A 12,582-nucleotide genomic window follows, 5' to 3' on the forward strand; every position below is an offset into this window, starting at 1 on the left:
ATAACGCAAAGTACTTTTTTCCGTGCTAGAACCTATGGGGTTGGTCATTTTATGGCCAATGGCCAACACCCCACTGACTCGCCGGACTGTCACCGATGAAAACTAAAAAAGACGCCGTAGCCCCCGCAAAGGAAGCCACCCTGGCCGATATCGCCGACAACCTGCTGGCGCCCCCCGCGCTGCCGGGGCGCAGCGCTAGTGGCGAGCAGTATCTGTATTTCACCGAACGCGATATCGAGCGCATCCTCGATAACCTCGACGGCCTGCGCAACATGGTGTTCCCGCTGGGCGAGCCGCTGGACGAGGGCGAGTCGAGCCGCATCCAGCAGTTCCCCTCGGTGTGCCTGATCGGCCTTGGCCGTTGCGGCTCGAACATCGCACTGGACGTCGCATCCCTGGTCTACAACGCACGCCAGTTCTATCTGGAAGAGTTTCACAGCGAAGCCACTGCCGCTATCGAGCAGGCCTCGCGCCCCAGCCGCTGGATACGCAGCAACCTGTTGCGTGCGCCGCGCAAGAACAGCAAGCCGGTGTTCCTGATCGAGCCGCTGGTGATGCTCGGCGACCTGGACAAGGACATCGCCGGACGCATTCGTTTCTCGCGCAAGGGCGAGATGAGCGGGTTTCTCGACGATTACAGCAAGATGAAGATCATGGACCTGTCCGAGGTGCATGCCGGTGGGGCCGGCAATGCGCCGATCCTCGGTCAGTACCTGGCCAAGATCATCCTCAACAAGGACACCCAGCGCTTCTCCAACGAAGACTGGAAGTTCATCCACAGCTATCTGATCGACTCCTGCGGGATCAAGGCCAACCAGTCGCGCCTGTACTTCTACATCTTCAGTGCCGGCGGCGGCACCGGCTCGGGCATGGCCTCGGAGTTTGGCCTGGCACAACAGTTCGCTTACATGAGCAAGACCTTCGACAGCAAGACGCCGGACGATGGCGAGGCCGAGCGAGAACGTGGTTTCGTCTTCGAACCGATCTTCACCAGCGGCATCTGCATCCTGCCGAACATTTCCGACCAGCGCAGCGAGATGTCAGAGGCCCTGCACATCAACGCCGGACGCCTGCTTTGCAAGTACCTGGCCGAGGAATGGGACTTCTCCTACAACTTCGACAACGAGCAGAACAGCGCCGAAAGCGTGATGCGCCGCATCCGCCCGTGGAACGCGATGATGCTCATTTCCAACGACATCATGCGTTACGCCGAAGAGAGCGGTGACGGCAGCATCCACAACATCGACGTGACCGCCATGGAGCGCCACGCCAACCAGTACATCTCGCAGCAGATCTTCAACATCCTCACCGCCCAGGCGGTGACCAGCGACTACGACCAGAACTACTTCCGCCGCGCCGGCATCGACATCGGCGAGACCATACGCCTCGACGCCAACGACCTGTTCATGAGCCTGGCCGGCCCGGTAGCCGTGGCCTACGCCGAGTCCGTGGTGCCCGAACAGCATGCCCAGCTCTCGGAAAAATTCCGCGTGCTGGACAAGGAACAAAGCCCACCGCGGCTGAACATCGACGACCTGTTCTTCCGCTCCATCGACCTGCCGCACTTCAACAAGGTCACCCAGGCCATCGAGGGCATCAGCCTGCTGCCGATCGAATCCAAGCGCTATCGCCAGGCGCTGGAGCAATACAAATCCAGCGGCTATGACGCCACGCAACTGAGCGACCTGCACTTCTTCAAGAACTGTTCCTCGGTGGTGTCCATCGTCTCGTTGCCCAAGGACTACAAGCTGTCCTACATGGACCTGAACCGGCTCAAGACCCACCTCAACAACCTCTTCCCCAATACCACGCTCAAGCGCTATGCGCTGGTGATCGGTGCCTCGGCGAACCTGTCGCTGACCACCCTGATCGTCAAGAGCCCGTGCCTGTCGGACGACTTCCTGACCCTGATCGTCGCCTACATCAAACGCTGCTTCGCCCGTGACCAGTACCGCTTCGATGACAGCCTGGACGACGCCATGCTCGATTTCATCGTCTCCGAGCGCTTCAACGAAGCGCAGCTCGACGCCATGCTCAATGAGCACGAAGACCCGGCGAAGATCCTCGACACCAACTGGTACGCGATCAAGCCGATGTACGAGAAGAAGTACCGCGAGCTGATCCACGACGCGGAGAAGTTCGTTTCGATCAACGACATCCGCCTGACACGCGAAAGCGTCAAACAGGCGATCAAGTACCTGCGCGAAATCTATCGCCACCGCATCGGCAAGACACGGGTGATCTCGCTCAACGATTACGGAAAATAGGTGGTACGAGCGTGCCTGTGCTTCACTGAACAAGGCACGCTAGCCGCAGCCAAGCGGGGTGACTATGGAAGGACTATCGATCCGTTTTCTCGCCGACCTGCCCGAGCAGGGCCAGGTCCTGCTCGATTGCGAACACGACCCCTGGCTGGTGGCACTGTCATACGTCATTGCCAGCGTCGGCAGCCTCAGCACGCTGACCATCGCCAAGCATCTCGATCAGGTACAAAGGCACAGCATGCGCCTGGTCTGGGGCTTGCTTGGCGGGCTGTGCCTGGCCGGCGCCATCTGGTCCATGCACTTCATCGGCATGCTGGCGTTCCAGGCGCCTGTCGCCATTCGCTATGACCTCGCCACCACCGCGCTGTCGCTGCTGGTAGCCCTGGCTGCCGCCCTCCTCGCCGTGTACTACATGGCCATGCCGCGTCCCGGCCTGAGTCGACAGCTGCTGGCCGCCATCATCATCGGCCTGGGTATCAGCGCCATGCACTACAGCGGGATGGCGGCGATCCGCTCGCAGGCGCAGGCCTACTACGACGTCGGCCTGTTCACCCTGTCCATCGTCATCGCTGTCAGCGCCAGCTTCGCCGCGCTCCTGCTCAACCGCTATGTGCGACATGGCTCGCAGCGCCGCCAACGCTGGATGAAATATTCAGCGGCGCTGGTGATGGGCGCCGCCATCGCCTCGATGCACTACACCGGCATGACTGCACTCCACCTGGTGGTGCCGGACGGCACGCCGCTGCAGTTGCGCAGCGCCGACAACAGCGTGCAACTGGTACTGATCGTCGCCTCCATCACCCTGCTGATTCTCAGCCTGAGCCTGGCTGCGGCCTGGATCGGTCGCAAGCTCGACGACAAGGACCGCGACCTGCAAAGGGTCAACACCCTGCTGGTGCAGCTCGATCAGGCCAAGGCATCGCTGGAGCAGGTGGCACATTTCGACCCCCTGACCGAACTGCTCAACCGCCGCGGCTTCAACCGGGTGTTCGCCGCCACTCTGGAGGAACACGCCGTCACCGGCCGCAGCCTGGCGGTGATGTTCCTCGATATCGATCACTTCAAGCGCATCAATGACAGCCTTGGCCACGACGCTGGCGACGAATTGCTGCGCGTGGTGGCGCAGCGCATCCGCAGCGCGTTGCGTGAGCGCGACATCATCGCGCGCTTCGGTGGCGACGAGTTCTGCGTGATCGCCAGCCTCGACAGCAACTCCGCCCCGCGCGCGCTGGCCGCGCGCATGCTGGAACACATGAAGGAGCCGATTGGCCTGGCCGGTCGTAAGATCGTGATGACCACCAGCGTCGGCATCAGCCTGTTCCCACAGGACGGCAGCAACGCCGACGAGTTGCTCAAGCATGCTGATCTGGCGCTCTACCAATCCAAGGGCAGCGGGCGCAACGTCGTGCATTTCTTCAACCCGCATCTGAAGCAGAAAGCCTCGTTCGAGCTGCAGCTGGAAGAAGACCTGCGCCAGGCCCTGCAACAGGACAGCGGCCTGCTCCTCTACTACCAGCCGATCATCGACCTGCGCAGCGGCGCGCTGAGCAAACTCGAAGCCCTGGTGCGCTGGTATCACCCGCAGCATGGACTGCTCACACCGGAGCGCTTCATCGCCATCGCCGAAGCCAACGGTTTCATCGATCAGCTCGATAACTGGGTGTTGCGCCGTGCCTGTCTCGACCTCAAAAGCCTGGACCGCCTCGGCTATCCGGGGCTGAAGATCGCGGTCAACTGTTCGGCGCTGAACCTGGCCAACGACCAGCTGCCTGGCCGCATCGAACAGCTGTTGAACTCGACCCGTTGCCCCGCTCACTGCCTGGAGCTGGAGGTGACCGAGAGCGCACTGCTGAGCAACATCAACCGCGCCATCGGCCTGCTGGAAAACATCCGCGCGCTGGGCGTCAGCCTGTCCATCGACGATTTCGGCACCGGCTATTCCTCGCTCGCTTACCTGCGCCGCCTACCGCTGGATACCCTGAAGGTCGACCGTTCCTTCATCCAGGACGTGGCCCACTCCAATCAGGACCGTGAGATCGTCCACGCCATCATCGCCATGGCCCACGCCCTGCACCTGAAGGTCGTCGCCGAAGGCGTGGAAACGACCGAGCAGCTGGCGTTTCTGCAGGAGCGCGACTGCGATCAGGTCCAGGGCTATCTGTTCAGCAAACCGGTACCGCTGGAAGAAATCGTGACCCTCTTCCCTCCGCATTACCGGCCGCTGGAGCGCGTCGGCACGCGCTTCTAGAATCCTGTGGCACCACGAGCCATCCGGTGCGCGCAGCGCACCCTACCCGTCGAGTTCCCGTAGGGTGTGCCATGCGCACCGAGCCGCAACATCAATCGAAGATACGCATCGCCGACCCGCTCCGAATCCCGGTGCGTGCGGCGCACCCTAAGTGCGCTGTTGCCACTGCGCCAACCAACCCAGACTCGCCTGCGTGCCCGCCTCACCGGGCTTGTACTCGGCACCCAGCCAGCCGCTGTAACCGCAGTCACGTAGCGCACCGAGCAGCGCCGGGAACGCCAGCTCACCTGTACCCGGCGCACCGCGCCCCGGCATATCGGCGAACTGCACGTGGCCGATACGCCCGGCCAGCAGACGCATGCCTGCGGTCACGTCGATCCCCTGGCGCGCCATGTGGTAGAGATCGTACTGCGCCGCCAGATTCGGGTGATCCACCGCGCGCAACAGCTCATCGAGATGCTCCGGCGTGTTGATCAGAAACCCCGGCATGTCGATGGGGTTGATCGCCTCCACCAGTACGCGAATGCCCAACGTCGCGAAGGCCTCGGCACTCTTGCGCAGGTTGGCGGCCAGACAATCCAGCGCCTGCTCGCGGCTCACGCCTTCGGCCAGGCGGCCGGGCAGCACATTGATGCAAGCCGGGTGCGCCATGGCGGCGTAGGTCAGCGCCTCCTGCAACGCGGCATCGAACTGTGCCTGTCGCGCCGGCACGCCGGCCAGACCGGCGCCACCCGTCATCAGGTCGCCGGCCGGCACGTTGATCAGCACCAACGGCAGCGCAGTCAACTCCAGCACTTCTTTCAGAGCGACCGCCGGCAGGTCGTAGGGAAACTGAATCTCCACGCCCTCGAAACCCGCCGTCATCGCCGCCAGCACACGCTCGCGCAGCGGCAACTCGGTGAACAGCATGGACAGGTTGGCGGCGATCTTCATGGGCATTGCTCCCGCAGCAGTTCCACCAGCGTAGCCGGGTCGCGTTCCAGGTTGCCCTGACTGCCGTGCAGGCGCATCAGCTGCGCGGCCAGGCCGCTCATGGGCGTGGCGCTGCCCTGCTCACGGGATAGTTTGACCGCCGTGTCGAGGTCCTTGAGCAGCGTGCGCACGTGCCACTTGATCGGCTCGAACTGGCTGGCGGCCATCTGCGGCGCGAGGATCTGCAGCGGCTTGGAGTCGGCGAAACCACCGGCCAGTGCCGGCGCTATCAGACTGGCATCGACGCCGGAGCGCTCGGCCAGCGCCACCACTTCGGCGATCACCAGCGCGTTGCAGGCGACGATCATCTGGTTGCACACCTTGGTCACCTGCCCGGCGCCCACCTCGCCCATGCGTGTCAGGCGCTGGCCCAGATGCATGAGAATCGGGCGCACGCGCTCCACGTCCTCTTCCCGGCCGCCCGCCATGATCGCCAGCGTTCCGGCCTCGGCGCCGGGTGTGCCGCCGGAAACCGGCGCATCCACCCAGCGCATGCCGGTGCGCGCCTCCAACTCGGCGGCCATCTCCCGGGTGGCCGCCGGCTCCAGGCTGGAAAAGTCCACCAGCAACTGCCCCGGCCGCGCGCCCTCGACGATCCCGCCCGGGCCAAACACCACCTCACGCACCACCTCGGTGTTGGCCAGGCAAAGCATCACCACATTGGCATCGCGACACAGCTCGGCAGGGTTCTGCACACGGTGCGCGCCCTGCGCCAGCAGCGACGCGCATTTGTCCGGCGTGCGGTTCCACAGGGTCAGCGGGTAGCCTGCGGCGAGCAGGCGGCGGGTCATCGGCAGGCCCATCAGACCAATCCCGGCGAAGGCCAGGGCGGGAAGCGTTGCGGTCATCGATCAACTCCAGGCAATGAAGATCAGACCCGCATCTTAACCTCGGCGTCAGTTGTGTGCTGCCGGGGCTGCATCGGCAGCGCCAGGCCACTATACTCCGCGCGCCTTCCCCGCTATTGAACCGGAGAATCCGACATGTTCAAGAACACCCTGGCGCTCGCCGCCGGTATCGCCCTGTCCGTATCTGCTGTATTGGCGCAAGCTGCCGATGTCCTCAAGGTCTCGGCCATCCCTGACGAAGCCCCTACCGAACTGCTGCGCAAATTCAAGCCGCTGGGCGCCTACCTGGAGCAGGAACTGGGCATGAAGGTGGAGTTCGTGCCTGTGGCCGACTACGCCGCCGTGGTCGAAGCGCTGGCCGCCGACCGTATCGACATGGCCTGGCTGGGCGGTTTCACCTTCGTCCAGGCGCGCCTGAAGACTGGCAACGCCGTGCCGCTGGTACAGCGTGAGCAGGACGCCGAGTTCACCAGCACGTTCATCACCTCCGACCCGGCGGTCAAATCCCTGCAGGACCTCAAGGGCAAGACCTTCGCCTTCGGCTCGGTGTCCTCCACCTCCGGCAGCCTGATGCCGCGCTATTTCATGCTGCAGGACGGCATCAAGCCGGAAGACTTCTTCAGCCGCGTGGCCTTTTCCGGCGCCCACGACGCCACCGCTGCCTGGGTGCAGGCCGGCAAGGCCGATGGCGGTGTGCTCAACGCCTCGGTATGGCAAAAGCTGGTCGACGCCGGCAAGGTCGACACCGCCAAGGTCAGGGTCTTCGCCACCACCCCGACCTACTACGACTACAACTGGACCGTGCGCGGCAACCTCGATGCGGCGCTGCAAGAGAAGATCAAGAGCGCCTTCCTCGCCCTCGACCCGGCCAAGCCCGAGCAGAAGGCGATTCTCGACCTGCAGGCCGCCAGCCGCTTCATCGAGACCCAGCCGGCGAACTACGAAGGCATCGAAGAAGCTGCTCGCGCCGCTGGCCTGTTGAAGTGAGCATCCGCCTGCGTGGCGTGGGCCTGGCCCACGCCAACGGCAAGGTCGCGCTCGACAACATCGATCTGCAGGTAAGTCCCGGCGAACGGGTGGCCATCATCGGTCCCTCGGGCGCCGGCAAGACCACCCTGCTGCGCCTGCTGGCCACCAGCCTGCAACCCACGCACGGCGAGATCGACCTGCTACAACACAACCCCTGGCGCCTGGCCGCTCGCCAGCGCCAGCGTCTGCGTGCGCGCATCGGGTTGATCCACCAGGCACCGCCGCTGCCGCCGCGCCAGCGCGTGGTCACTGCCGTGCTGGCCGGCAAGCTTGGCCAGTGGTCATTGGCCAAGGGCCTGATCAACCTGCTGCATCCGCTGGATGCCAACGGTGCCCAGGCCGCCCTGGCGCGGCTGGATATCAGCGAGCAGCTCTACCAGCGCTGCGACCAGCTCTCCGGTGGCCAGTTGCAGCGCGTCGGCATCGCCCGCGTGCTGTACCAGGCGCCAGAGCTGATTCTCGCTGACGAACCGGTCTCGGCGATGGACCCGGTACTGGCCGGCCACACCCTGGCCGTGCTCAACCGCGAGGCCGCCGAGCGCGGCATGACCCTGCTGGCCAGCCTGCATGCCGTCGACCTGGCGCTGGCGCACTTCCCCCGGGTGATCGGCATTCGCGACGGACGCATCGTCTTCGATCTGCCGGCGACGCAGGTGCAGCCCGAACAGTTGCAAGCGCTGTACGCCAACGAACAATTGCAGGCCACGCCCAGCTCACCCGTGCAGCCGCAGCCGGTGCATATCCCGCGATGCTGACCGCCGCCCCACGCGACCCCGCCGCCCTGCCGCGCCTGCTGATCACTGCGCTGGCGCTGCTGCTGTTGTGGCCGGGCATCAGCCTGAGCGAGCTGGACCTGGCCGTGCTGGTCGATGGCGACAACACCCGCGCCATGGGCAACTTCCTCGCCGGTTTCTGGCCGCCTGCGCATGATGGCGAATTCCTCGCCCTGCTCGGCCGCGCCACTCTGGAAACCCTGGCCATCGCGACCGCCGGCATGAGCCTGGCGCTGCTGATCGCCGTCCCCGCCGCGCTGCTGGCCAGCCGTGCGCTGTCGCTGTCAGCCGTGCACCGGGGTGGCCGTCCGGCCTGGTGGGCGAACCTGGCGCGCTGGCCGGTGCGCGGTCTGCTGATCTTCCTGCGCAGCGTGCCGGAGATCGTCTGGGCACTGCTGTTCGTGCGCGCTGTCGGCCTCGGCCCCACCGCCGGCGTGCTGGCCATCGCCATCACTTACGCCGGCATGCTCGGCAAGGTCTATGCGGAAATCTTCGAGTCGGTCGACGCCCGCCCCACCCGCGCGCTACTCGGCGCCGGCAGCAGCCGCCTGGCCGCCTTCGCCTACGGCGTGCTGCCCAACGCTGCGGGAGAAATGCTCTCCTACACCGTGTATCGCTGGGAATGCGCCATTCGCGCGTCGGTGGTGATGGGCTTCGTCGGTGCCGGCGGCCTGGGCCAGCAGATCGACCTGTCGCTGCGCATGTTCGCCGGCGGCGAAGTGGCCAGCATGCTGCTCACCTTCCTGCTGCTGGTACTGCTGGCCGACCAGTTCAGCCGCCTGCTGCGCGTGAGGCTGACATGAGAGGCGGCAACCTGATCCTGCTTGCCGCCATGCTCGGCGCGGTGGTCGCCTCGTTCCTCTACCTGGGCATCGACCTCGGCGCCCTGGTCGCCGGCGACAGCCTGGCGCAGATGGGCCAGTACGCCAGTGGCTTCCTGCAGCCGGACTTCACCAGCGCACACATGCAGGCCATTGGCCGTGGTGCGCTGGAAACCCTGGCCATGTCCGCCATCGGCACCCTGCTCGCCGCCCTGCTCGGCCTGGCCCTGGCGCTGCCAGCCGCCGGGCGCTTCGGCGGCTTCGCCCTGCACGCCACACGCCTGCTGCTCAACGCCCTGCGCGCCATCCCCGAACTGGTGTGGGCGGCGCTGATGGTGCTGGCCGCCGGCCTCGGCCCCAACGCCGGCACCCTGGCCCTGGCCCTGCACACTGCCGGCGTGCTCGGCCGCCTGTTCGCCGAAGCGTTGGAAAACACCCCACGCGAACCGGCTGACGCGATCCGCGAAAGCGGCGGCGGACGCATGGTCGCCTTCTGCTACGGCACCCTGCCCGGCGTCTGGCCGCAACTGGTGGCCTACACCCTGTACCGCTGGGAGAACAATATCCGCATGGCCAGCGTGCTCGGCTTCGTCGGTGCCGGCGGCCTGGGGCAGATGCTCTACGTGTCGCTCAGCCTGTTCCAGGAAGCGCAGGCGGCCACGGTGATCCTGGCCATGTTACTGCTAGTGCTGGCGGTGGATGGTCTGAGCGGCTGGGCGCGGCAGCGGTGGGTGAGCTGAGCCGAATACGGCATTGTGCCCTGGCGGCCAGTCTGTTCGTAAAGCGCCGCGACCAGTCCGGGGCATCGGCACAGCCGAAGGAGCCAGGTTAGCGGTGCCGAGCAAACCGCCGGCAGTTGAAAGCCGCCGAGGTTTATTCCTGCCTCAAGATCGCCCACCCGATTGTGAGACCTCAGCCAGCCTGCAAACGCGCGCGTGGCCATGGGCATGAACAGATACACCACGAGCAGGACGATCAAGTGAAACCTCAAGCACATTAAATAGCATCCCATTACATAACTGGACTTCCCCCACTCATGATGCAGTGCTGACCTTTGTCAAATGACGGATTGGATAGTCAGGCGTTGGAGGCATATAACCTTCGCCACGTTTGCGGCGACAAACCTGTTTCCCGCCTGAATACACGGCAAAAGTGTGCCTGATCACAGAAGCCGTGACTTAGCGCAACGTCGCTTAAGGAATGCATGGAGCAAAGCATTAATTGCTGCGCAGCCTTCACACGCATCGTCGCGACGTATACCAAAGGGGTCATACCGGTCGTTTGTTTGAAGGCATGTGTAAAATGGCTGGCGCTCAAACTGAGCAATGAAGCAAGTTCGACTGTCCGTATACTGCTACTGATATTGTCATTTATGAATTTATCTACGCGCGATTTCTGCCAGCTCGCCAACCCTCCGCGAGGCTTGTATGGGTTGTGTTTGTTATGCCTGGTGACTGTCAGCAAGCTAATTGCCTGATTAAGATAAGTCGATGCGATATCAGGATCACGATAAATTGCCCTTTCCGTTTCCATTAGCAACATCAACAGTCGTCTTGACTGTTCTGCACGGTCAGAGCGACCGACGCCACTGTTACTCAACACAATACCCGTATCGATACTTTCGCTCATAGCTCGCGCTCCTAGATCGGGTGGTTAATTCATGAGCTTCGTATTACTTATGAGATAGTCAAATGGTGCGCTCTCAACACAACCAAAACCATAATAGTTATTTGAGAAATATTTCCGATTTTTGTGCGCCGCCAAAATTTACGAAAACCGCTCGCAGGAAAAAACTGACTCAACCGGCACATATCTACTACCACTGACACCCGTTTCTTGATCCCGCTCTACGGCCTCACTGATGGAGAACTCAGAAGAACTGGACGTCCAAATGCGTGACATTTATTGCCAGCCAAAATCAATCGACACTTATGATTGACCTGTGGCGCGATATCTTGACCGCCGAAGGCGAAGTTGGAGATATCTGCCCTCGGTACTGACGTTATAGCGCCCGGGCATCAGGCCACACTTAGTTATCCATCAGGCCTGGGTTGAGCGTGATCGTTCTGATCTCGGTGAAGTCCTCGATCGCAGCCACACCATTCAGACGGCCGAGCCCCGACTGCTTGGAACCGCCCTCCTCGCTGTCTTCGCCGAGTGCGCCCCACTCGTTGATCCAGACCATACCCGCTTCGATCCGGGGCGCGATCCGCAGCGCTTTGGAGAGATCGCGCGTCCAGATGCTCGCTCCCAGGCCATAGATGCTGTCGTTGGCCAACGCAACGGCCTCCTGTTCCGTCGCAAACCTCTGCATGGTGACCACCGGCCCGAACGTCTCGTCCTGGACGATTGGCATCGTCGGATCGCTTACCTCCAGAAACGCGGGGCGAAAGAATGCGCCTTTCGACAGCGGGCCTTCGACTACCGGACCACCTCGCACAATGCTCTGCGCGCCCTGAGCAATGGCGCGCTCAACCAGGTTATCGACGCGCTCGACGTTCTCGCGGTCGATCATCGGGCCCATGTCGCTCGACAGGTCTGCCGCAGGCCCAACCTTTACCGCACGCAGACGTTCAGCAAAGCGTTTGCGAAACTCGTCGGCGATCCCTTCCTGCACGATCACCCGCTGCCCCGTCACACAGAACTGGCCCGCAAACACCGTGACTGACTTTTCGAGGATGGGTAGCGCGAGATCGAGATCGGTATCGTCGAACACGATCGATGGCGTCTTACCGCCGAGCTCCAGCCCAACGCGCTTGAAGTGCGGTGCGGCGCTGAGCGCGATCGCCTTGCCGGTCCCAGTGCTACCGGTAAAGCTGATGATCGGCACCTGCGGCGAGGCGACGAGATGCTTGGCGCCATCGCCAGTCTCGTCGGTGAAAACATTGATCACGCCGCGGGGCAATTCAGTCGCGTTGGCGAAGATCTTGGACAGGGTCGAGGCGATCTGCGCACTTTTGCCCGGCAACTTGATGATTACCGCACAGCCGGCCGCCAACGCAGGCGCCAGCGATCTTACGGTCAGGATTATCGGGGAGTTCCAGGGCACTATGATTCCCGCCACGCCCATCGGCTGGCGCACCATCATCGCGATTCTGCCCGGTTTGGAGTCCACGACCCGTCCGGCCTCAGTGCGCACGATGCCGGCAAAATATCGCAGTGACGGCGCGCAAAGATCGACTTCGAAGCTGGCCTCGCGTTGAATCTTGCCGTTCTCGGTGCAGAGGATCTTGATAAGTTCGCCCCGATTGCGTTCGAACGCGTCTGCAAGGTTGTCGAGCACGCGCGCACGCAGCTTGCGGTCGTGCACCCAATCGGTCTCTTGCATCGCGCGTTTCGCCGCGGCGATGGCCGCTTCGGCGGTTTCACTGCCCCCTTCGGCATAGGTACCTATGACCTCATAGGTGGCAGGGTTGATGGATCCGCGGATCGTATCCGAGCCCATCCACTCGCCGCCGACCCAGTTCAACGCATGCCTGGACGTGTGCGGGGTATGAATATTCATGGCTAACTCCTGCGTTTTGCCTGATGTGAATTGTCAGGCCCTGTCCTCGCATGGTTGCGGTCCGTTGGGCGACCATCAGGTCACCCTGGCTGGCGCCAACGGCATCTCTGGAAACGGCGCAT

Annotated in this window: 10 protein-coding genes; 6 read left to right on the plus strand and 4 right to left on the minus strand. The window is 63.3% G+C overall.

What is annotated here, in order from left to right; translation table 11 throughout:
* Positions 1 to 95 precede the first annotated feature (95 nt).
* A complete protein-coding gene (locus H3221_RS16645; protein ID WP_196476478.1) occupies positions 96 to 2,267 on the plus strand; it encodes a hypothetical protein in 2,172 nt (723 codons plus the stop codon).
* Positions 2,268 to 2,331: 64 nt separating this feature from the next.
* Complete coding sequence (locus tag H3221_RS16650; protein ID WP_196476479.1) at positions 2,332 to 4,512, plus strand: putative bifunctional diguanylate cyclase/phosphodiesterase; 2,181 nt, start codon at positions 2,332 to 2,334, stop codon at positions 4,510 to 4,512.
* A gap of 147 nt (positions 4,513 to 4,659) precedes the next feature.
* Here H3221_RS16650 and H3221_RS16655 read toward each other — a convergent pair whose 3' ends face one another.
* Positions 4,660 to 5,445, minus strand: a complete 786-nt coding sequence (locus tag H3221_RS16655) for a hydroxypyruvate isomerase family protein (protein WP_196476480.1) — start codon at positions 5,443 to 5,445, stop codon at positions 4,660 to 4,662.
* Positions 5,442 to 6,332 (minus strand): NAD(P)-dependent oxidoreductase, encoded by an 891-nt coding sequence (locus H3221_RS16660; protein WP_196476481.1) that lies wholly within the window; start codon positions 6,330 to 6,332, stop codon positions 5,442 to 5,444. Before H3221_RS16660 ends, H3221_RS16655 begins: the two co-directional genes overlap by 4 nt.
* A 135-nt stretch (positions 6,333 to 6,467) precedes the next feature.
* On the opposite strand from H3221_RS16660, the gene H3221_RS16665 reads away from it, so the two are divergent.
* Genes H3221_RS16665 through phnE form a run of 4 tightly spaced genes read left to right on the plus strand, consistent with a single transcriptional unit; the run spans position 6,468 to position 9,695 of the window.
* Entirely contained in the window at positions 6,468 to 7,319 is an 852-nt protein-coding gene (locus tag H3221_RS16665) for a putative selenate ABC transporter substrate-binding protein (RefSeq protein WP_196476482.1), read from the plus strand.
* On the plus strand, positions 7,316 to 8,116 hold the full coding sequence (locus H3221_RS16670; protein WP_196476483.1) for a phosphonate ABC transporter ATP-binding protein: 801 nt from the start codon (positions 7,316 to 7,318) through the stop codon (positions 8,114 to 8,116). Before H3221_RS16665 ends, H3221_RS16670 begins: the two co-directional genes overlap by 4 nt.
* Positions 8,110 to 8,937, plus strand: a complete 828-nt coding sequence (locus tag H3221_RS16675; RefSeq protein WP_196476484.1) for a PhnE/PtxC family ABC transporter permease — start codon at positions 8,110 to 8,112, stop codon at positions 8,935 to 8,937. Before H3221_RS16670 ends, H3221_RS16675 begins: the two co-directional genes overlap by 7 nt.
* Positions 8,934 to 9,695, plus strand: a complete 762-nt coding sequence (gene phnE / locus H3221_RS16680; RefSeq protein ID WP_196476485.1) for a phosphonate ABC transporter, permease protein PhnE — start codon at positions 8,934 to 8,936, stop codon at positions 9,693 to 9,695. Before H3221_RS16675 ends, phnE begins: the two co-directional genes overlap by 4 nt.
* A gap of 337 nt (positions 9,696 to 10,032) precedes the next feature.
* Here phnE and H3221_RS16690 read toward each other — a convergent pair whose 3' ends face one another.
* On the minus strand, positions 10,033 to 10,584 hold the full coding sequence (locus H3221_RS16690) for a helix-turn-helix domain-containing protein (protein ID WP_196476486.1): 552 nt from the start codon (positions 10,582 to 10,584) through the stop codon (positions 10,033 to 10,035).
* Between the two features lie 400 nt (positions 10,585 to 10,984).
* The gene (locus H3221_RS16695) at positions 10,985 to 12,460 is read right to left on the minus strand and encodes an aldehyde dehydrogenase family protein (protein WP_196476487.1); all 1,476 of its coding nucleotides are present in this window, start codon (positions 12,458 to 12,460) and stop codon (positions 10,985 to 10,987) included.
* Positions 12,461 to 12,582: the final 122 nt, after the last annotated feature.

Source organism: Pseudomonas chaetocerotis, from assembly GCF_015712105.2.
Lineage (GTDB): Bacteria > Pseudomonadota > Gammaproteobacteria > Pseudomonadales > Pseudomonadaceae > Aquipseudomonas > Aquipseudomonas chaetocerotis.

Excerpts from the sequence above, each read along its gene's own strand:
- H3221_RS16660 (WP_196476481.1), bottom strand. The coding sequence starts at position 6,332 with ATGACCGCAACGCTTCCCGCCCTGGCCTTCGCCGGGATTGGTCTGATG.
- H3221_RS16665 (WP_196476482.1), top strand. The coding sequence starts at position 6,468 with ATGTTCAAGAACACCCTGGCGCTCGCCGCCGGTATCGCCCTGTCCGTA.
- H3221_RS16655 (WP_196476480.1), bottom strand. The coding sequence starts at position 5,445 with ATGAAGATCGCCGCCAACCTGTCCATGCTGTTCACCGAGTTGCCGCTG.
- H3221_RS16645 (WP_196476478.1), top strand. The coding sequence starts at position 96 with ATGAAAACTAAAAAAGACGCCGTAGCCCCCGCAAAGGAAGCCACCCTG.
- H3221_RS16695 (WP_196476487.1), bottom strand. The coding sequence starts at position 12,460 with ATGAATATTCATACCCCGCACACGTCCAGGCATGCGTTGAACTGGGTC.
- H3221_RS16690 (WP_196476486.1), bottom strand. The coding sequence starts at position 10,584 with ATGAGCGAAAGTATCGATACGGGTATTGTGTTGAGTAACAGTGGCGTC.
- phnE (WP_196476485.1), top strand. The coding sequence starts at position 8,934 with ATGAGAGGCGGCAACCTGATCCTGCTTGCCGCCATGCTCGGCGCGGTG.
- H3221_RS16675 (WP_196476484.1), top strand. The coding sequence starts at position 8,110 with ATGCTGACCGCCGCCCCACGCGACCCCGCCGCCCTGCCGCGCCTGCTG.
- H3221_RS16650 (WP_196476479.1), top strand. The coding sequence starts at position 2,332 with ATGGAAGGACTATCGATCCGTTTTCTCGCCGACCTGCCCGAGCAGGGC.